The sequence below is a fragment of the Streptomyces sp. BB1-1-1 genome (assembly GCF_031597775.1).
Taxonomy (GTDB): Bacteria; Actinomycetota; Actinomycetes; order Streptomycetales; family Streptomycetaceae; genus Streptomyces; species Streptomyces thinghirensis.
In genome coordinates this window covers 7,906,677-7,927,046 of record NZ_CP134203.1, presented here as the reverse complement: position 1 = coordinate 7,927,046, position 20,370 = coordinate 7,906,677, and the positions used below count along the sequence as shown (strand labels likewise).

Annotated in this window: 18 protein-coding genes; 13 read left to right on the top strand and 5 right to left on the bottom strand. The window is 72.6% G+C overall.

The window, feature by feature from the left end:
- Window positions 1-23 precede the first annotated feature (23 nt).
- Window positions 24-1,085 carry a glucose 1-dehydrogenase gene (locus RI578_RS36365; RefSeq protein WP_310875052.1) on the bottom strand — a complete coding sequence of 354 codons (1,062 nt, stop codon included), beginning with the start codon at window positions 1,083-1,085 and terminating at the stop codon, window positions 24-26.
- A 179-nt stretch (window positions 1,086-1,264) separates the two neighbouring features.
- On the opposite strand from RI578_RS36365, the gene RI578_RS36360 reads away from it, so the two are divergent.
- Window positions 1,265-2,065, top strand: a complete 801-nt coding sequence (locus tag RI578_RS36360; protein ID WP_310875051.1) for a ribonuclease BN — start codon at window positions 1,265-1,267, stop codon at window positions 2,063-2,065.
- 51 nt (window positions 2,066-2,116) lie between these two features.
- Window positions 2,117-2,719: a hypothetical protein gene (locus tag RI578_RS36355; protein WP_310875050.1), complete on the top strand. Its 603-nt coding sequence runs from the start codon at window positions 2,117-2,119 to the stop codon at window positions 2,717-2,719.
- 170 nt (window positions 2,720-2,889) lie between these two features.
- On the opposite strand, the gene RI578_RS36350 is transcribed toward RI578_RS36355, so the two are convergent.
- A complete protein-coding gene (locus RI578_RS36350) occupies window positions 2,890-3,933 on the bottom strand; it encodes an SDR family oxidoreductase (protein WP_310875049.1) in 1,044 nt (347 codons plus the stop codon).
- On the bottom strand, window positions 3,930-5,732 hold the full coding sequence (locus tag RI578_RS36345) for a thiamine pyrophosphate-requiring protein (protein WP_310875048.1): 1,803 nt from the start codon (window positions 5,730-5,732) through the stop codon (window positions 3,930-3,932). The genes RI578_RS36350 and RI578_RS36345 overlap by 4 nt, the downstream gene beginning before the upstream one ends.
- 215 nt (window positions 5,733-5,947) lie before the next feature.
- Between RI578_RS36345 and RI578_RS36340 the strand changes: the two genes are divergently transcribed.
- The 4 genes from RI578_RS36340 (at window position 5,948) to RI578_RS36325 (ending at window position 10,703) form a co-directional block, all read left to right on the top strand.
- Window positions 5,948-6,766 (top strand): sigma-70 family RNA polymerase sigma factor, encoded by an 819-nt coding sequence (locus RI578_RS36340; RefSeq protein WP_310875047.1) that lies wholly within the window; start codon window positions 5,948-5,950, stop codon window positions 6,764-6,766.
- A 191-nt stretch (window positions 6,767-6,957) separates the two neighbouring features.
- A complete protein-coding gene (locus RI578_RS36335; RefSeq protein ID WP_310875046.1) occupies window positions 6,958-8,997 on the top strand; it encodes an RICIN domain-containing protein in 2,040 nt (679 codons plus the stop codon).
- Window positions 8,998-9,133: 136 nt separating this feature from the next.
- Window positions 9,134-9,775 (top strand): sugar O-acetyltransferase, encoded by a 642-nt coding sequence (locus tag RI578_RS36330; protein ID WP_310875045.1) that lies wholly within the window; start codon window positions 9,134-9,136, stop codon window positions 9,773-9,775.
- 136 nt (window positions 9,776-9,911) lie between these two features.
- Window positions 9,912-10,703, top strand: a complete 792-nt coding sequence (locus tag RI578_RS36325; protein WP_310875044.1) for an SAM-dependent methyltransferase — start codon at window positions 9,912-9,914, stop codon at window positions 10,701-10,703.
- Between the two features lie 22 nt (window positions 10,704-10,725).
- On the opposite strand, the gene RI578_RS36320 is transcribed toward RI578_RS36325, so the two are convergent.
- On the bottom strand, window positions 10,726-10,902 hold the full coding sequence (locus RI578_RS36320; protein ID WP_310875043.1) for a hypothetical protein: 177 nt from the start codon (window positions 10,900-10,902) through the stop codon (window positions 10,726-10,728).
- Window positions 10,903-11,083: 181 nt separating this feature from the next.
- Here RI578_RS36320 and RI578_RS36315 point away from each other — a divergent pair, with 181 nt between their 5' ends.
- From RI578_RS36315 to RI578_RS36285, 7 genes are all read left to right on the top strand, one after another.
- A complete protein-coding gene (locus RI578_RS36315; protein WP_310875042.1) occupies window positions 11,084-12,265 on the top strand; it encodes a spore photoproduct lyase family protein in 1,182 nt (393 codons plus the stop codon).
- 134 nt (window positions 12,266-12,399) lie between these two features.
- On the top strand, window positions 12,400-12,963 hold the full coding sequence (locus RI578_RS36310; protein ID WP_310875041.1) for an MSMEG_1061 family FMN-dependent PPOX-type flavoprotein: 564 nt from the start codon (window positions 12,400-12,402) through the stop codon (window positions 12,961-12,963).
- 103 nt (window positions 12,964-13,066) lie between these two features.
- Window positions 13,067-13,930 (top strand): siderophore ABC transporter ATP-binding protein CdtA, encoded by an 864-nt coding sequence (gene cdtA, locus RI578_RS36305; protein ID WP_310875040.1) that lies wholly within the window; start codon window positions 13,067-13,069, stop codon window positions 13,928-13,930.
- On the top strand, window positions 13,927-14,910 hold the full coding sequence (locus RI578_RS36300; protein ID WP_310875039.1) for an iron-siderophore ABC transporter substrate-binding protein: 984 nt from the start codon (window positions 13,927-13,929) through the stop codon (window positions 14,908-14,910). Before cdtA ends, RI578_RS36300 begins: the two co-directional genes overlap by 4 nt.
- 7 nt (window positions 14,911-14,917) lie before the next feature.
- The gene (locus RI578_RS36295) at window positions 14,918-16,987 is read left to right on the top strand and encodes an iron ABC transporter permease (protein ID WP_310875038.1); all 2,070 of its coding nucleotides are present in this window, start codon (window positions 14,918-14,920) and stop codon (window positions 16,985-16,987) included.
- Between the two features lie 66 nt (window positions 16,988-17,053).
- On the top strand, window positions 17,054-17,665 hold the full coding sequence (locus RI578_RS36290; protein WP_310875037.1) for a 3'-5' exonuclease: 612 nt from the start codon (window positions 17,054-17,056) through the stop codon (window positions 17,663-17,665).
- Between the two features lie 210 nt (window positions 17,666-17,875).
- Complete coding sequence (locus tag RI578_RS36285; RefSeq protein ID WP_310875036.1) at window positions 17,876-19,210, top strand: lipase family protein; 1,335 nt, start codon at window positions 17,876-17,878, stop codon at window positions 19,208-19,210.
- A 113-nt stretch (window positions 19,211-19,323) separates the two neighbouring features.
- Here RI578_RS36285 and RI578_RS36280 read toward each other — a convergent pair whose 3' ends face one another.
- A complete protein-coding gene (locus RI578_RS36280) occupies window positions 19,324-20,265 on the bottom strand; it encodes a DMT family transporter (protein ID WP_310875035.1) in 942 nt (313 codons plus the stop codon).
- Window positions 20,266-20,370: the final 105 nt, after the last annotated feature.

Genomic DNA, 20,370 nt, shown 5'->3' with positions numbered 1-20,370 from the left:
GTCACGTACGCGCAGGCGAGCGGTCAGTCCGCACCGCCCTCCAGCGTGATCACCGTCTTGATGTCGTCGGCGCCCTGCTCGAACGCCCGTGTCGCGCGGTCGAGCGGCACCCGGCGGTTGAGGAGCCGGTGGAGCCACTCCCGGTCCGCTCGTGCCAGGGCGTCGGCGGCCTGCCGGAAGTGGCGGAGGTTGGCGTTGACGGAGCCCACCACCACGTCGTTCTCCAGCACGATGTCGCGGTTCACCGTGCCCGCGTCCACGGTCAGGCTCCGCCCGGCGGGCGAGACGCCGGTGAGACAGACGATGCCGTACGCCGCCGTCCCGCGCATCGCGTCGAACACCAGCCGGCCGGCCCCGGTGGCCTCCACCACGACGTCCGGGCGTACGGCGGCGAACACGTCGTCGGCCGCACCGCTGTGGTACGTGGCGCCGAGGGCGCGTACGAGGTCGGGCTTGGGCCCGTCCGTGACCCGGTCCAGGACGTGTACGTCGAGGCCGCGCTGCCGACCGAGGAGCGCGGCGAGGAGTCCGATGGGGCCGGCGCCGGTCACCAGTACGCTGTGGGGCTCGAACCAGGCCCTGGCGCCCACCCGCTCGATCTGTTCCCAGGCCTTGGCGACCACGCTGGCCGGCTCCATCAGCACGCCCGCGAGGCCCAGTCCCGCGTCGACGCGCACGGCGTAGTCGGTCTCCAGGCACCAGAGCTCGGCGCCGTACCCGTCGAGTTCCTTGATGCCCCGCTCGCGGTAGCGGCCGTTGCGGCACATGTCGAACTCGCCGTGCGCGCAGGCTCCGCAGGGCTCCGGGTCGGGGCGCCGCACCACGCCGGCCACCAGGTCGCCGACGGCGAATCCGCTGCCGTCCGGCGCCTCGGCCACGCGACCGAGGGACTCGTGGCCGAGGACCAGCCGGTCGCGATCCGGCGGTGCCTGGCCGTATGCGCCGGAAGCGATCTCCCGGTCCGTGCCGCAGACGCCCAGGGCCACCCCTCGGACCAGCAGCTCACCGGCGGCCGGTTTCGGCTCCCCCACCTCCTCCACCGCGAGCGAGCCGTCCCCGCCGGGTCGGACGGTCAGTGCGCGCATGATGCTTCCTCTCGGCTCGCCTTCCCGGAGCCGGTTCCCCGCATCGTTCGGCCCATGCAAGGGCCGTCCGGTCGGTGCGCGGCGGGCGTCCGGGTGGCGCCACGTTTGTCCGGCCCGCCGACGGGTCACTCAGTTCCGCATCCGCGAGCCATCGAAGGGACCCGCCCGAGGAGCATCCCGTGAACCGCTTCCGGCAGCCGTTCCACCGTGTGTGGGACCGGTTGGCCGCGTCCGCCCTGGTGCGGCGCGGCCGGGACCTGGAGCTGATGCACCGTGCCTTGGGGTTCGCCACGCTCGCCCTGGTCACGCTGGCGCCGCTGCTGATCGTGGTGGCCGCCTTCGATCCCCTGGGGGCGCGCGGCGGGTTCGCCTCCTGGCTGGCCGACGGCATGGGGCTGTCCGGCCGGTCCGCCCGTGTGCTGACCGACATCATCACTCCGCCGACCAAGATCGTCGGCACCACGAGCGTGTGGGGCGGTATCGCGCTCGCCGTGTTCGGCGTGTCCTTCGCGGCGAGCGTGCAGAACGGCTACGAACGCATCTGGGAACTGCCCTCCGGCCCGTGGCACCGCGTCTGGCGCCAGGGGACCTGGGTGGTCATGCTGACCGCCTACCTCTACCAGGAGGTGCAGACCCGGACCGCGCTGCACGGGTCGGTGCGGATCGCGCTGTCCACGGCGACGGGCATGCTCTTCTTCTGGTGGGGCCAGCACTTCCTGCTGGGCGGTCAGGTCCGCTGGCGTGACCTGCTGCCGGGTGCGATCGCCACCATGGTGGGCCTCATCGGCCTGCGCGGCTTCTCGTACCTCGTGTTCACACCGCTCATCCTCGACAACGCGATCAGCTACGGCACGGTCGGCATCGTGCTGGTGGTGGAGTCCTGGCTGATCGGGGTCGGGTTCGTCGTCTTCGGCGGCGCGATGGTCGGCCACTGGTTCTGCGAGCACCACTGGTGGACACGGAACATCGACCGCGAATGACCCCTCCTCCGCCTACGCTCCCGTCCGGTCCTCCAGGAAGGCAGACAGCCCATGGCCCGCCCGCTCCCGTGCACCACCGTCCGGCGTCGTGCCCGCGGAACCGGGGTGTCCGCGCTCGTCGTGGCGGGCGCGCTGCTCGCCACGGGCGCCGCGTGCGACGGCCCGCCGCCGTCTCCCCACCCCGAGGTGCTGCCGCAGGTCGAGACGCCCTACGACCGGGCCGTCCGGGAGGCGCTGGACGAGGTGTCCGGCAGCCGCCTGCTCTCGGTGGCGCTGCGCCGGGTCTCCGAGCCGCAGCCCGTCTGGCACACCCGGGTCGCCGCGCAGGACGGAACCGTGTACCTGGTCCGCGTCGACGCCGTGCACGGACGGCTTCTCGGCACCGCCGTGCCGGACGGCCAGTCGGCCGCGGACAAGGAGCGGGTCTCCGCCCTGGCCGCCTCGGCTCGGGTGCTGCCCGAGGAGGCCGTCGAGCAGGTGAAGAGTCCGGACTTCGGCAAGGTGACCGGCATCCGGCTGGAGGAGGACCGGCAGCACGAGGCCGTGTGGTTCGTCGACGTCACCACCGTCCGGCGGGACGACACGCAGACGTACCTGGTCGACGCCGTGACGAAGGACGTCCTCGACCGGCGGACGGCTCCGTCTTCGGCATGAGCCGCCCGGAAGGGCGGGAGCCCGGAAGGACGGGAGCCCAGGAGGACGGAAGGACGGGCGTGCCGGGGCCACCGTCCTCCACGCCGTGCCGCGACGGCGTCCCGCAGCCGTCGGCCGGGCATCCGGCGCGCGGCGCCCGCGCCCGGCCCTGGCATCACGTCACCATCGCGTCACCGACAACGCCGGCGCATGCCGTCGGCCAGTACCGCGGCGACCGTTCCGGTCACGGCGGCGCCCAGCGCGAGCGGCCGGCGGTGGCGGGAGAGCCAGAACTGGAGGCTGCGGGCGTGGGACTCGTCGTCGAAGGCCCCGTGCGCGCCGTAGTCGGCCGGTGCGGTGTCGTCCGGCGGCTTCCAGAGGTTGACCGGGCGGGACGGGTCGACGGGCTCGTCCGTCTGCTGCCCGTCGTAGCCGGTCCGGGCCAGATAGCGGTCCAGCAGCCCGGGAGCGAGCTTCTGGCCGAGCAGGGTGGCGACGGTGGAGCCGCCGACCCAGTACTCGCGCCGCTCGGGATGGTCGGCGGCGTACAGGACCGCCTCGGCGGCGACCTCGGGCTGGTAGACCGGGGCCACCGGGCGCGGATGCCGGGGCAGCCGGGTGAGGACCCAGCTGAACTGGGGCGTGTTGAGTCCGGGCATCTGGACCATGGTCACCCGGACCCCGCTGCGGTCGTGCAGGAGTTCGCAGCGCAGGGAGTCGGTGAAGCCCTGGATGGCGTGCTTGGCCCCGCAGTACACCGCCTGGAGCGGGACGCTGCGCTGGGCCAGCGCCGAACCCACCTGCACGATGGTGCCGCGGTCGCGCGGCGTCATGTGCCGCAGGGCGGCCTGGGTGCCGTGGACGAAGCCGAAGTAGGTCACCTCCGTGGCCCGCCTCAGTTCCTCCGGCGCGATCTCCGCCACCGGAGCGAAGACGGTCGAGAACGCGGCGTTCACCCAGACGTCGATCGGGCCGAGCTCCTCCTCGATCCGGGCAGCCGCCGCGTCCACGGCCTCCGGGTCGGCGACGTCCACCACCAGGGGCAGTGCGCGTCCGCCCGCCTTCCGGACCTCCTCCGCCGCCTGCTCCAGGGCGTACTCACCGCGCGCCAGGAGGGCCACGGAACTCCCGCGGGCGCCGAAGGCCCGGGCGGTGGCCCGGCCGACGCCACCGGTCGCCCCGGTGACGACCACGACTTCGGTGCCGCCCGCCCGGCGGTCCCGGCCGCCGCTCACTTCTTGCCCCGGCCGGGGAGGTGCTCGGCGTACTCGGTGAGCTTCTGGCGTACGCCCTTGGTGGCGATGCCGGTGGCCTGCGGGTCGTGCAGCGCGGCCTTGACGGCCTTCTTGCCCTGCTCCTTCATGATGTGCGGCGGGATCGGCGCGATCTCCGCGTCGACCTTGAACTCCAGGACCACGGGCCGGTCGGCGGCGAGCGCCTCGTCCCAGGCGGCGCCGACCTTCTTGGGGTCGGCGCAGACGATGCCCTTGAGACCGAGGAGTTCGGCGTAGGCGGCGTAGGGGACGTCGGGGATGTCCTGCGAGCCCGGGTACTTGGGGTCGCCGGCCATGGCGCGCTGCTCCCAGGTGACCTGGTTGAGGTCCTGGTTGTTGAACACGCAGAAGATGAGCGGTGCGGTCCCGGTCAGCCGGTCCAGATACCGCTTGACGGTGATCATCTCGTTCATGCCGTTCATCTGGAACGCGCCGTCCCCGATGAAGGCGATCACCGGCCGGTCGGGGTACGCGAACCGCGCCGCGATGGCGTACGGCGTCCCCGGTCCCATCGTCGCCAGCGTGCCGGACAGCGAGGCCCGCATGCCCTCGCGCAGCTTGAGGTGCCGGGCCCACCAGTTGGTGCCCGAGCCGGAGTCGGCCGTGAGGATGGCGCCGTCGGGCAGGCGGGGCGACAGTTCGGCGGCGACGGCCTGGGGGTTGATCGTCTTGCCGAAGTGCTCGCCCGCCCAGCGGTCGCACAGGTCGTGCCATTCCCGGACGTCCTTCTCGATCTTCTCCTGCCAGCCGCGGTCCTTCTTGCGCTGGAGCATCGGGATCAGGGCGCGCAGGGTCTCCCTGGAGTCACCGACGAGGTGGGCGTCCATGGGATAGCGGATGCCGATCATGCGGCCGTCGATGTCGATCTCGACGCCCCGGGCCTGTCCCTCCTCCGGCAGCCACTCCGAGTACGGGAAGCTGCTGCCGACCATCAGCAGGGTGTCGCAGCCCTGGATCATGTTGTCGCTGGCCTTGCTGCCCAGGAGGCCGATGGGTCCGGTGACGTACGGCAGGTCGTCGGGCAGGACCTCGCGGCCGAGCAGGGCCTTGGCGACGCCGGCGCCGAGCAGTTCGGCCACCTCCATCACCTCGGCCTCGGCGTTCGCCGCGCCCTGGCCGACCAGCATGGCGACCTTGTCGCCCGCGTTGAGGACGTCGGCGGCCTTGCGCAGCTCGTCGAGGTCGGGCAGGACCCGGGGCCTGCTCCAGCCCACGCTGGAGAAGACGGATCCGTGCTCCCTGGGCGGGGAGGGCTGGGCCTCCTCCTCCTGCACGTCGTTGGGGATGATGATCGTGGCGACGCCCCGGGTGGTCAGCGCGGTCTTGAAGGCCCGGTCGATCACGTGCCGGGCCTGGCCCGGGTGCACGACCATCTGGCAGAACTCGGAGACGTCCGCGAACAGCTGGTCGAGGGCGATCTCCTGCTGGTAGTGGGTGCCCAGCGACAGCCGCTTCTGCTGGCCCACCACCGCCACCACGGGCTGGTGGTCGAGCTTGGCGTCGTAGAGGCCGTTGAGCAGGTGCACCGCGCCCGGGCCCGACGTGGCGATGCAGCACCCCACCTCGCCGGTGAACTTGGCGTGGGCGCAGGCCATGAACGCGGCCATCTCCTCGTGCCGTGCCTGAATGAACTGCGGGTCGCCGTCGGCCCGGTCGAAGGCGCCGAGCAGGCCGTTGATGCCATCACCCGGATAGCCGTACACACGCTGGACGCCCCACTCGGACAGGCGCTGGAGCACATAGTCGGCGACTTGGGTCATGAGGCTCTCCTGGGCGTGGGGGGACGACGGTCGGCTTGTGGAGTTGCCTTCCCCGGCAGCCCGTAAACCGGGCGGTACTCACCCGTTCGGCCAGGAACCGACCGACCTTTGCATAGGGCAAAGGAGCGTGGGCACCCGTCCGCCGTCCGGCGGCACGGGGCTCACGAGCCCACCGACTCCCGCGCCGCACACCATGGACCGGAAAGTGGACGCGCATGTCTGTCACCAGCACTCCCCGTACGCCGCAGTCGTCCGCCGGGAAGGCGCGGGAGCCGGCCGGGGCGGGTGGCCGGACGCCCGAGGAGGAACTCGTGCACCGGATGGCCGCCTGTCCCGCGGGTCCGGACCGCGAGGCCCTGCGGGAAGCGGCCATCACGGCCTACCTGCCGGTCGCCCGGCGGATCGCCCGGCGCTACGGCTCCCCCGACCGGAGCCGTGAGGACCTCGACCAGGTGGCCTGCCTCGGGCTCGTCAAGGCGGTGGACCGCTTCGATCCCGGGCTCGGGCACGCCTTCCTCTCCTACGCCGTGCCCACCATCGACGGCGAGCTGAAGCGGTTTCTGCGGGACTTCACCTGGCAGGTCCATGTACCGCGGCGGCTGCAGGACAAGCACCGCCGGGTGCGGCTCGCACAGGAGGAGCTGAACAGGGCCGGGCGCTCCGACGGCGGAACCGTCCGTGACATCCAGCGGCTCACCGGCATCGACGAAGAGGACGTGCGGCTGGCCCTGCGGGCGGACCGGGCGCGCAACCCCCTGTCCGTGGACGAGCAGCGCGGCACCGGGAAGGGCTGCACCCTCGCGGAGACCATCGGCGGGGACGACCCGAGGCTCGAACTGGTCACCGACCTGGTGGCGCTCAGGACCCTCGTGGCGGAACTGCCGGCCCGGGAGCGCGCCATCCTGAAGCTCTACTTCGTCAACTCCCTGACCCAGCGGCAGGTGGCGGACATCGTCGGTCTCTCGCAGATGCACGTCTCACGTCTGCTGGACCGGTCCTGCGCCTTCTTGCGGCGCGGTCTCCTCGGGGGCTGACGGCCGCCGGCCCGGCGCGCGGTCGAGCCCCGACGGACCCTTGACCGTCGCCCTCGGGGCAGGGTAGACATGCGGCCACTGATGTTTACGTAAACATGAGCCACACCCCCTGACAGTGGGAGCACCTTCCGCGACGCTCGATGTTTACGCAAACAGGATGAGTGACCACACCTTCCAGTCGGGAGCACACGATGGCACGCCGTACCCGCAGCAGACGCCCTCTCGGGGTCGCCGCCCTGACCGCCCTGGCCACAGGGGCCGCCCTGATCAGCGTTCCCGCCCAGGCCGAACCGGCCGCGGCCGCCGCCTCCGTCACCGTGCGGCCCGACCCCTCGTACCAGCAGGAGGCGTTCGAGGGCTGGGGCACCAGCCTGGTCTGGTTCGCCAACGCCACCGGCGACTACCCGCCCGAGATCCGCGAGAAGCTGGCCCGGCTCCTCTTCGGCGACGACGGCCTGGGGCTGAACATCGCCCGCTACAACATCGGCGGCGGCAACGCGCCGGACGTCAAGGACTACCTGCGCGCCGGCGGCGCCGTCGAGGGCTGGTGGAAGGCGCCCGCGGGCACCACCCGCGAGGACACCGACTGGTGGAGCGCCGACGACCCGGCCGACTGGAACGAGGACGCCGACGCGACCCAGCGCTGGTGGGTCGAGCGCATCAAGGACGACATCGACCACTGGGAGACGTTCAGCAACTCCCCGCCCTGGTTCATGACCGTCAGCGGCTACGTCTCCGGTGGCTTCGACTCCTCCGCCGACCAGCTCAGGACCGAGTCGGTCGACGACTTCGCCGCCTACGTGGCCGGTGCGACGAAGCGGCTGGAGAAGGCCGAGGGCATCAAGGTCGACACCGTCGACCCGTTCAACGAGCCCAACACCCCCTACTGGGGCACGCGGCTGGGCGCGGACGGCGAACCCGTCGGCGGCCGGCAGGAGGGGGCGCACATGGGCCCCGGGCTCCAGCGCGAGGTCCTCCGGGCACTCGCCCCCGCGCTGAAGAAGGCGAAGGTCAAGGCGGACATCTCGGCGATGGACGAGACGAACCCCGGCACCTTCGCGACCAACTGGAACGCCTACTCCCAGGCCGACCGCGCCCTCGTCGACCAGATGAACGTCCACACCTACGGCACCGGGCAGCGCACCACCGTGCGGGACCTGTCCAAGGCCGCGGACAAACCCCTGTGGATGAGCGAGGTCGGCGGCGACTGGGGCGACGGCCAGGACTTCGAGGACATGCGGCCCGGCCTCGGCCTCGCCCAGCAGATCGTCGACGATCTGCGGGAACTGGAGCCGCGCGCCTGGGTGTTCTGGCAGCCCGTCGAGGACTACGACAACATGAAGCCGGGCGGCGAGTCCGCCGAGGGCGGCAACTGGGGCAGCATCCAGCTCCCGTTCAGCTGCACCGCCGAGGACACCCTCGAGACCTGCCCGATCCGGACCAACACCAAGTTCGACACCGCCCGCAACTTCACCCACTTCATCCAGCCCGGCGACCGGCTGATCAAGACGGACGACACCTCCAGCGCCGCCGCCGTCACCCGCGACGGCAAGGGCGCCTCGCTCGTCCACGTCAACCGCACCGCCGAGGCCCGCACGGTCACCGTCGACCTGTCGAAGTTCCGCGACGTGCGCCGGGGCGCCACCGTCACCCCGGTCGTGACCAGCGCCGACGGCAAGCTCGAACAGCAGGCCCCGATCAGGGTGAGCGACCGCGCGGCCACCTTCACCGTGCCCGCGCAGTCCGTGACCTCCTTCGAGATCAAGGGCGTCTCCGGCGTCGCGAAGGACGCCGCCCCGCTGCGCCAGGGCCACACCTACACGCTGACCGGCGTGCAGAGCGGCAAGGCCGTCACCATCGCGGGCAACGGCACCGACCTGGTCCTCGGCGCAGGGGCCGGAACCAGCGCCCAGCAGTGGCGGCTCAGCGCGGTGCGCCACGACAGCGGCGTGCGCGACCGCCACGTCTTCACCAACCCGGCGGACGGCACGCGGCTGGCCGTACGCGACGACGTCCCGGTGGCCGAGCCCGACACCGGCAGGCGTGACAAGGCCGCCGAGTGGATCATGTCGACCACCGGCGACGGCACCTGGACGCTGATCAACGCGGCCACCGGGCGCCTGCTCGAAGTCGGCGGCCAGGCGACGCACGAGGGCGCGGCCGTCACGACGTGGCCGCCCAACTCCGGCGCCAACCAGCGCTGGACGGTGACGGACGTGTCCGCCGGCTGACACCCCCCTCATGCCGAACGGCCCCGCCCGCGTCCACCCGCGGCGCGGGCGGGGCCGCGGCCCGCCCCGTACAGACGGACCCCGTACAGACGGACCCCGTACAGCCTGCCCCCACACACAGACAGAAGGAGACGCCATGACCAGCGACCCCCGCGAGCTCGACGTCCGCCGCAGGATGGCGGCGCAGGAGCTCTACTCGGACGGCGCGCCGGGACTGGAGGGCCTGGCGGAGGAGCGGCTGCGGGGCAAGGAGCTGGCCGACGCCTACAACCGGACCGGTGCCCGGGACGAGGAGGGCCGCGGGGCGCTGCTGAAGGAGATGCTCGCCTCCGTGGGCACGGGCGTCTGGATCGAGCCGCCGCTGCACGTGGCCTACGGCAATCGTGTGCACCTGGGCGACGACGTGTACGTCAACTTCGGCCTCACCCTCGTCGACGACGTCGAGGTCTTCGTCGGGAACCGGGTGATGTTCGCCCCGCACGTGACCATCAGCACCACCGGGCACCCCGTCCACCCGGACCTGCGCAGGGACGGGACGCAGTTCTCGGCGCCGGTGCGTATCGAGGACGACGTGTGGATCGGGGCCGGCGCGCTGATCATGCCGGGGGTCACCATCGGCCGCGGCTCGGTGGTCGGCGCGGGCAGCGTGGTGACGGCGCACGTGCCGCCCATGGTGGTCGTCGCCGGGACGCCGGCCCGGGTGATACGCGAGATCACGGACGCGGACCGGGAGTGGACCTACCGTCCGCCCCGCACCCTGGGCCGCGGCTCCGAGTGATCCAAGGACGACCGTCGGGTGGTCCAGGAGTACTCGGCAACTCCCGCCGTCCGCCCCGCACATGGCAGCGGACGCGGGACAGTACGATGATCGGGAATTGCTGCGGAGCGTCACCTCCCGGACCACGGAGCCTGCCATGACGACGGACCATTCCCAGCCTCCCCGGATCGACACCACCCGGGCCCACCCCGCGCGTGTCTACGACTGGCTGCTGGGCGGCAAGGACAACTACCCCGTCGACGAGGCGGTGGGCGAGACACTGCCGCCCGAGGCGCGGGACGCGGCGCGGCAGAACCGCGCGTTCATGAACCGTGCGGTGGCCCACCTCGCCGCGCAGGGCGTCGACCAGTTCCTGGACATCGGCACGGGCATCCCGACCGAGCCCAACCTCCACCAGATCGTCCAGCAGGCGGTGCCGACGGCCAGGGTCGTCTACGCCGACAACGATCCGATCGTCCTGCGGCATGCGGAGGCCCTGCTGGTCAGCAGTCCCGAGGGGGCCACGGACTACATCCAGGCCGATGTCCGCGAACCGGACGAGATCGTGCGGCACGCACGCGAGATCCTGGACTTCGACCGGCCCGTCGCGCTGTCGCTCATCGCCCTGATGCACTTCGTCCCGGACGAACAGGATGCCCACGGCATCGTCCGCGGCCTGGTCGAGACCCTCCCGTCGGGCAGTCACCTGGTCCTCTCGCACGCCGCGATCGACCTCTTCCCGGAGCTCGCCGAGCAGGTGATCGCCCAGTACGCCAAGGGTGGCATCCGCCTCGGCTTCCGTACCCGGGCGGAGGTGGCCCGCTTCTTCGACGGCCTCGAGATGCTGGCGCCCGGCCTGGTCACGACCACCGAGTGGTACGGCGCGGGCCAGGAGCCGCCCGCGCCGGAGGAGAGCGGCATCTACGCGGGCGTGGCGCGGATCCGCTGACGACGGGATGCGGCGCGGGGGCTCAGCGGCGCCGCCCGCGCGTCGCCCAGCCGCTGCCGATCCCGGCGACGTGCAGGGCCAGCAGGGCCAGGCCGATGAGCATGACGTTGGTGGCGGTGAAGATGTCGTTGGTCGAGATCTCCGCCGCGTTGATCAGCCAGGCGATGAGGAACAGAACCGCCGCGATGATGGCGAGCACGGTGTACACCCCTTCGGATCGGCGGCACCGGGCCGGTGCCGTGTCACGCGTATGCCCCCGACCGGTTGCGTGACACCGCGGAAGGCTCCACGCGCTTCGTACAGTGGAGGGGAACCGGGACCGTCCGCGGCGCACCGAGGCCGGGAGCGGTCCGTCCCGCACCCGCCCCACCGGAGCACCCATGCACGACCCGTCCACCGCACCGGACGACGGCTCCGGCACCCTGTTCGGCCTCGACGCCCTGACGCCCGGCCCGCCGGATGCCGCGCCCGCCGCCGGACCGCTCTTCCGGGACTCCGCCACCGCCCGCCGCCTGCTGCCCGTACGCGAGATCCACGCCGAGCCGGCGGCGGCCGCCTCCCCGCGCGGCCGGCAGGTGATCGCCCGGTTCCCCGAGGCCCGTGTGGTCGAGGTGGACTCCCACTGGCGCGTCCCCGGGCTGCACGGCAACGAGGGCAACGTGGAGCGCTGGGTGCGGGTCAAGGGTGAGACGCTGGTCCTGGGCGAGAGGAAGACGCTGACCACCCGCCCCAACGGCCGTTCCGCGGACTGGATCGCCCCCGGCGCCTCCAACGGCTGCGCCATGGCCTGCGCCTACTGCTATGTGCCGCGCCGCAAGGGATACGCCAACCCCGTCACCGTCTTCACCAACATCGACGGGATCATCGCCCACCTCGGCCGGCACATCGCCCGGCAGGGGCCCAAGCCCGAGCCGAACCAGTGCGACCCCGAAGCCTGGGTCTACGACGTCGGCGAGAACGGCGACTGCTCGGTGGACGCCCTGATCTGCGACAACACCGCGGACCTGGTGCACGCCTTCCGGCAGTGGCCGACGGCCAAGGCGTCCTTCGCCACCAAGTTCGTCAACCCCGACCTGCTCGCCCTCGATCCGCGCGGCCGGACCCGGATCCGCTTCTCCGTGATGCCGCCGGACGACTCCCGGCTGCTGGACGTGCGCACCTCCCCGGTCGCCGAGCGCATCGCCGCGGCCGGCGACTTCCTGGACGCCGGCTACGAGGTGCACTTCAACCTCTCCCCCGTGGTGGTGCGGCCGGGCTGGGAGGCGGCCTGGGCGGAGCTGCTGCGGCACCTCGACGACGTCCTGCCGGACCGGGTCAAGCGACAGGCCGCCGCCGAGGTGATCATGCTGACCCACAACCGGGAACTGCACGAGGTCAACCTCGGCTGGCACCCGCGCGCCGAGGAGGTGCTGTGGCGGCCCGAGCTGCAGCAGGCCAAGCGCTCGGAGAACAGCGCGCTGAACGTGCGCTACCGGAACAGCGTCAAGGCCGGGGCGGTGGAGCGGCTCCGGGCGCTCGTAACCGCCCACGCGCCCTGGCTGCGCGTCCGGTATGCCTTCTGAGGTCGCACCGCCCAGCCTCGCTCCGCGTCGTTCCGGGCACCGGGTATGGCGGACCTGACGTCGGATAACGTGCTGGGTGCAACCATCTGCCGGAAGGCCACACTTCCGGCACGCACACACCTGGGGAGCCGGCCTTGCCGCACACGATCGACGCGACCGGAGAACGACCGGACGCCGTCACCGAGGAGGGCTGGGTCGAGCTCGGCTCGCGCGCGGAACTGCGCGAGCTGCTGGGCGAGCCCTGGCCCCTGGTCATAGACAAGGTCCACGACCGGCTCACGGACGAGGACCGGGACATACTGGCCCGCTCCCCCTTCTGCCTGCTGGCCACCTCCGACGCCGAGGGCGGCTGCGACGTCTCGCCGCGGGGTGACGCGCCGGGCTTCACGCACGTCCTCTCACCCGGCACCCTCGTCCTGCCGGACCGGGCGGGGAACCGGCGGGGAGACAGCTTCCACAACATTCTCGACAATCCGCACGCCGGACTGCTCTACCTGATCCCCGGCGGCAAGGAGGTGCTGCGGATCAACGGCCGGGCCCGCATCCTCACCGACGCCCCCTTCTTCGACGCGATGGCACGGGACGGGCGGCGTCCGGACCTCGCCCTGCTTCTGGAGATCGACGAGATCTACCTTCACTGCCCGCAGTCCCTGAACCGGGCGGGGTTGTGGAAACCCCAGTCGTGGCAGGTGAGTTGAGCCAGTCGCCCGACCGGCGGCGAACGGGGCGCCACGGTCGCCACCGGGGCTGTGTGAGCCCCGTCTCTACCAGCGGTTTTTAGGTTAGGCTAACCTTCGCCACGTGAGATCTGGTGAAGACGCAGCCGGCCCCCCGCGCCTGCGCGGTCATGAACTGTCGGCGACCGGTGTGACCGTGGCGTACGACGGTGTCGACGTCGTGCACGACGCGGAGGTCCGGCTCAGGCCCGGTGAAGTGACCGTCCTGGTGGGCCCGAACGGCAGCGGCAAGTCGACGCTGCTGCGGACCGTCGCCCGGCTCCAGCGTGCCCGCAGTGCCACGCTCAGCATCGACGGGGACACCGACGGCCTGGCGCTGACGTCCCGTGAGTTCTCGCGGTACGTGGCCCTGCTGACGCAGGGGCGTCCGACCCCCGGCGGGCTGACCGTCCGGGACGTCGTCGAGTTCGGCCGCTATCCGTACCGGGGCCGCTGGGGGCGGCCGGATCCGGACGGCCCGGCCGCCGTCGACCGGGCGCTCGCGCTCACCGGCGTCGACGGCCTCGCCGACCGCGGCGCCGACCACCTGTCCGGCGGGCAGTTGCAGCGGGTGTGGCTCGCGAGCTGCCTCGCCCAGGAGACCGGCGTACTGCTCCTGGACGAACCGACGACCTACCTCGACCTGCGCTACCAGATCGAACTCCTCGACCTCATCCGCGACCTGGCCGACGACCACGGCATCGCCGTCGGTGTCGTCCTGCACGACCTCGACCAGGCCGCGGCCGTCGCCGACCGGATCACGCTTCTCGAAGCGGGCCGGATCGTCGCCGACGGCCCGCCCGAGGACGTGCTGACGCCGGAACGCCTCAGTGCCGTCTACGGCATCCGGATCGACGTCGACACCGACCCCCTGACCGGCCGGCTGCGCACCCGCCCGATCGGCCGCCACCACATACGAACCCCCGAAAGGCTCGGCACCACCTCATGAGACGCCTCCTGCTCACCGCGGCCGCCACCACCGCCGCGGCGCTCACCCTCGCCGCCTGCGGCACCACCGAGCCCGCCGCCGACAAGACCGAGAAGAAGGCCTCCGAGGCCATCACGCTCAAGGACGGCAAGGGCACCGAGGTGAAGCTCGACGGCCCGGCCACCAAGGTCGTCGCCACCGAGTGGAACGCCGTCGAGAGCCTCGTCTCGCTGGGTGTCGACCCGGTCGGCGTCGCGGACGTCAAGGGCTACAAGACGTGGGACACCTCGGTCCCGCTGAAGAACGAGCCCAAGGACATCGGCACGCGCGGCGAGCCGAGCATGGACACCGTCGCCTCCCTCTCCCCCGATCTCATCGTCGCCACCACGGACCTGCCGCCCGCCGCCGTGAAGCAGCTGCGCGAGGTCGCCCCGGTGCTGGAGGTGAAGTCCGCCGACGGCACCGACCAGATCGGGCAGATGCTCGACAACATCGACCTCATCGCCAAGGCCACCGGCACCACGGACAAGGCGAAGACGATCCGCGCCGACTTCGAGGCGAAGGTCGCCGAGGGCAAGAAGGCCCTGGCCGACGCCGAGATGGCCGGCCAGGAGATCGCCTTCGCCGACGGCTACGTGACCTCCAACCAGGTCTCGGTCCGCCCCTACACCGCGACCTCCCTCATCGGTGAGGTCAACGAGGCGATCGGTCTGAAGAACGCCTGGAAGATGAAGGGCGACGAGGCCTACGGTCTCGCCTCCACCGACGTCGAGGGCCTGACCGCCCTGCCGAAGGGCACCCACTTCGCCTACATCGGCAACGACGACGACCCGAACGCCACCCCGTTCACCGGCGCGCTGGCGAAGAACTCGGTGTGGAAGTCCCTGCCGTTCGTGAAGGCCGGCGACGTGCACCGGCTGAACGACGGCATCTGGATGTTCGGTGGACCCGGGTCGATGGAGGCGTACATCGACGCCGTCGTCGGCGCGCTGACGAAGTAGCGAGGCCATGGCCGTCACCGCAACCAAGCCCGCTGCCCGTCCGTCGACGGCTCCCACGTCCCGGTCGGGTGCGGCCGCGGTGACGGCCGGACTCGTCCTGCTGGTCGCCGTCCTGGCCGTCGTCGACATCACCCAGGGCACCGCCGCCGTGGGACCCGCCGAGGTGTTCAAGGCCCTGACCGGGCAGGCCGATCCGGACGACGCGTCCGTCGTGATCGCGTCCCGGCTGCCCCGGATGGCCGCGGGGCTCCTGGTCGGTGCCGTCCTCGGCACCGCCGGTGCCGTGCTCCAGGCGGTCAGCCGCAATGTGCTGGCGTCCCCCGACACCCTGGCCGTGAACGCGGGTTCGTACCTGGCGCTCGGGCTGGTCGGCGCCACCGGCGTCTCGCTCCCGATGATCGCCTCCTCCGGCGTCGCCTTCGCCGGCGGCCTGGCGGCGGCGGCCGTCGTGCTCGGCCTGTCCGGGCTCGGCACGGGCACCGTCCGGCTGGTGCTCGCCGGTACGGCGCTGATGCTGGGCTTCAACTCCATGACGGAGGGACTGCTGCTGCTCTTCCCCGAGCAGACGGACGGCCTCTACCAGTGGAACCAGGGCAGCATCGCCCAGAACGGCTTCGACGGCGTCCTGCAGATGCTGCCCATCGCCCTGATCGGACTCGTCGGACTGATACTGACGGCCCGTCGGGTGGACGCGCTCGCGCTCGGCGACGACGCCGCGCGCGGCCTGGGCGTCCCGGTCCGGGCCACCCGGGTCACGGTCGTGGTCCTGGCGGCGCTGCTGTCCGCCGCCGCGGTCACGCTCGCCGGGCCGATCGGTTTCGTCGGCCTGTGCGCACCCGCCCTCGTCCGCCCGCTCGCCCGCCGGTTCCGCGGCTTCGCACGATCCCGTACGACCATGCTCGCGGCGGCGCTCACCGGCGCGGCCCTGGTCCTCGGCTCCGACGTGCTGCTGCGGAGCCTCGTCGCGGACGACCTCTCGGTGGCCGTCCCCACGGGCGTCGTCACCAGCCTGGTCGGCGCCGTGTTCCTGGTCGTCATGGCGCTGCGGCTGAAGGACACGGCCGGGGCCGGCGCGCCCGACCGGTTGCGCATCCCGAGCCGGACGGTGTTCCTGGCCACCGTGGCGGTCCTGGCCGCCGTCCTGGTCGGTCTCGTGATCGCCGCCGTGCTGGTCGGCGACAGCAAGCTGCTGCTCGGTGACGTCGTCAACTGGGCGCAGGGACGGGCCGGGCGGACCGTCTCCTTCGTCCTGGACACGCGGGTGCCCCGGGTGCTCGCCGCGCTCTGCGCGGGTGCGGCGCTCGCCCTGGCCGGCACGCTGGTGCAGGCGGTGACCCGCAACCCGCTCGCGGAACCCAGCGTCCTGGGCGTCTCCGGCGGCGGCGCGCTGGGGGCCGTAATCCTGGTGACCACCGCGCCGGTCGCCGGGACGTGGGGGGTCGCCGGTGCCGCTTTCGCGGGGTCCGCCGTCACCGCGGTCGTCGTCTTCGGGCTCGCCGCCCGGGGCGGCTTCCGGCAGAACCGGCTGGTCCTCGTCGGCATCGGTGTCGCCGCCGCGACGACCGCGCTGATCAGCCTGCTGATCGTGCTCACCGACCCGTTCAACGCGACGAAGGCGCTGACCTGGCTGTCGGGTTCCACCTACGGGCGGACCATGCCGGACATCGTGCCGGTCGCGCTGGCGCTGACCGTGGGCATCGGTGTGGCGGTCGCCCGGCGCACCGAGCTGGACCTGATCTCGCTGGACGAGGACACGCCCCGGCTGCTGGGCCTTCCGCTGGGTCCGGGACGCCTCGGGTTCCTCGTGCTCAGCGTCGTACTCAGTTCGACGGCCGTGGCCTGCGCGGGCACCATCGGCTTCGTCGGGCTCGTGGCCCCGCACGCGGCCCGCGCCCTCGTGGGCCGGCGGCACGTGCGGGTCGTGCCCGTCGCGCTCCTCCTCGGCGCCACGCTCGTCTGCGCGGCCGACCTCATCGGCCGCACGGTGATCGCGCCGGCGCAGCTCGGCGCGGGCCTCATGACGGCGGTCATCGGTACGCCGTACTTCCTGTATCTGCTGGTGCGCAGCCGCCGGTAGGTGCCTCCCCCCTCCCCGGGCCGAAAACCGGGTGACGCCGATCGTGTGCCCTCGTACCGTGCCGGGATGGACCGGCGCACCGCGGACGGGGGCCGCGAGGGCCTGCTGAACGTCATCGACCTGGAGGCCACCTGCTGGGAGGGGCAGCCGCCGCCCGGCGCGGTGAGCGAGGTCATCGAGATCGGGCTCGCCGTGGTCGACCTCGACGCCCGGGAGCGCGTGAGCCGGCACCGTGTCCTGGTGCGGCCCGCCCGTTCCCGGGTCAGCGCGTTCTGCACCGAACTCACCGGCATCACCCAGGCCGAGGCCGACCGGGGCGTGAGTTTCGCCCAGGCCTGCGCCACGCTGGTGCGGGAGCACGGCGCGGGCGTCCGGCCCTGGGCGAGCTGGGGCGACTACGACCGGCGCCAGTTCGTCCGCCAGTGCGCCGCGGACGGGGTCCCCCATCCCTTCGGCCACCCTCCCGAGCGCACGCACACCAACGCCAAGGCGGTCTTCACCGACGCCCACGGGCTGCGCCGGAGGCCCGGCATGGCGCGGGCTCTCGAACTCGCCGGGCTGCCGCTGGAGGGTCGGCACCACCGAGGCGTGGACGACGCCTGGAACATCGCGGCGCTGGTGCTCCGGCTGGCCGACCTGGGCGCCTGGCCCGCTGTCGGGGGGCGTGGCGGGTCCTGACGTCGCCGTCGGCGAGTCGGGCACGTCCTGGTTGGCGGCGTGACCGTTGTTAGACAGCCCGTCAAGTTACTGAACCGTAATGAGCATGGCGCTACCCGTGGTAACCCCTGGCCGGTTACGGTCCCGTCACCCCACAGGAGCAGCGCGACCACGGCCCTCTCGCACCGGACCGCGGACGACCGGTTCCGGCCCTTCCCCAGGAGGTTCGCCATGCCCCCACGCCCACGCACGCTCGCCGCGGCCGTCACGGTCGCGCTCGCCCTCGGTGCGCAGGCCGTCCCGGCCGCCGCCGACAGATCGGCCACCGACACGGTCACGGAGGTGTCCCGCGGCGTCGAGATACCCGCCTTCTACACCCCGCCGTCCACGTTGCCCGACGCCGACGGCGCGCTGGTCCGCAGCGAGCCCTTGCGCCTCGCGCTGAGCCTGCCCAGCCTCGACGGCCCCCTTCCGGGGCGGGCGACCCGGCTGATGTACAAGTCCACCGACGCGAACGGCGAACCGGTCGCAGTGACCGGCGCCTACATCGAGCCGGCCGCGAAGTGGCGCGGCGACGGACCGCGCCCCCTGGTCGCCGTGGCACCCGGCACCATGGGCCAGGGCGACCAGTGCGCCGCCTCGATGGCCCTGGAGCACCCGCTGCTGCTCAACGGCGAGACGGTGTCGGTGGGTTACGAGGACCTGTCGATCTACCGGCTGCTGCTGCGCGGCGTCGCGGTCGTCGTCACCGACTACGTCGGCCTCGGCACCACCGACCGGCTGCACACCTACGTCAACCGCGTCGACGGAGCCCACGCCGTACTGGACGCCGTACGCGCCGCACGCTCCCTCGACTCGGCGTCCATCACCCCCGACTCGCGGGTCGGCCTCTTCGGATACAGCCAGGGCGGCGGGGCGACGGCCGCCGCGGCCGAGCTCCAGCCGACCTACGCCCCGGACGTCGAGCTGGCGGGCACCTACGCGGGCGCCCCGCCCGCCGACCTGACCGAGGTGACCGCGGCCATCGACGGCGGCGACCTGGCGGGCGCGCTGGGCTGGTCGCTCAACGGCTTCCTGCAGACCGAGCCCGCCCTGCGGCCCATCGCCGACCGGTACATCAACACGGCCGGCGAGGAGGCGCTCAAGGACCTGTCGACCATGTGCGTCGGCGACGCGCTCTTCGGGTACGGAGGCGACAGCAGCACCGACTGGACGGAGACCGGGCAGTCGATCAGCGACATCATCCGGGCCGAGCCGACGCTGCAGGCCTTCCTGGCCGAACAGCGCATCGGCTCGCTGAAACCCGACAGCCCGGTGCGCGTGGCCACGGGCGTCAGCGACGACCTGGTCCCCCACGAGCAGTCCCGCCGACTGGCCGTCGACTGGTGCCGCAAGGGTGCGAAGGTCACCTACGACGCGGTCCTGCTGCCCGGCGTCGGCAGTGGCCTGCTCAACCATTTCGCGCCGCTGCTCGCCGACCAGGGCAAGGCCATCTCCTGGCTCACCGACCGCCTCTCGGGGAAGCCGGCCGGCTCCAACTGCTGGAGCATGCCCGTACAGCCCTGAGCGCTGACGGTCACACACAGGGCCCCCGGCGGGCATCCGCCGGGGACCCCGCCGTACGCCGTCGGCGCCGTCGCGATGATCGTCCGGGAGTTCGTCAGCACCTCGAAGGACCTCTACAGCTTCTCCAAGGAGCGCTCCGAGGTCCGCCGACGCGCCCCCGGCAGGCGGCCCCGGCGAGCGAACCTCAGTGACGCGGCGCCCGACCCCACGGCGACCCCGGCGCAGACCAGGGCGCTGCCCACGGCCTGCGCGACGCCGTAGGAGCCCGTGCCGACGAGCGGTGCCGTGCAAGCGGCGGCGACCGGGATCAGGCCGGAGAACAGCGTGGCGCGCTCCGCCCCGATCCGCTGCATGCCCATGTACCAGCACACGAACCCGACCACGGTGACCACCGCCGCCTGCCACAGGAGCGCACCGGCCTCGACCGCGTCCGGCCGCCGCAGCCATCCGCCGCCGTCGACGAGGACACCCGCCGACGCCGACTCGACGGCGGCCACACCGCACACCACGGTGGACAGCAGCCGAGGGCCCAGGGGCCGCAGTACGGGCACCGCGAGGACGGCGAAACCGACCTCGCCGACCAGGGCGCACACGGAGAAGGCGATGCCCGCGCCGTCGGTGCGCCCCCACCCCTGGACCGTGAAGGCGCCCACCGCCACGAACAGCGCCCCGTACAGCACGACGCGCTGCGGCCGACGCCCGTCGAGGAGGGGGACGAGGACGGCGACCACCACGGGCGCGCAGCCCACGAAGACGCCGGGGACCGCCGGTTCGGCCGTGCGTTCCGCGGCGAGGACGGCCAGGTTGAAGCCGACCATGCCGACGGCGGCGAGCAGCGCCAGGCGCAGCCACCGGCCGGCCCCGAGCGTGCGCAGCCGGGTCGTCGCGCCGGGGCCGGCGAGCGGGACGAGAAGCAGGAAGGCCAGACCGTAGCGCAGGAACTGGCCGCCCGCGTACGGGTAGTCGCCGAGCAGGCTGTTGGCGGTGAAGGACCCTCCGACGAGGACACAGGCGAACGCGGCGAGCAGGGCTCCGCGCGTGGTGGTGGCGTTCATGGCCACGACGCTAGAAAGCGCGGCGGTCCGTCGCGGGGTCCACTCGACGGGCACCGTCGGGGACCAATCGGCGGCGACGGCCCTCACACGGGCATCACGCCTTCT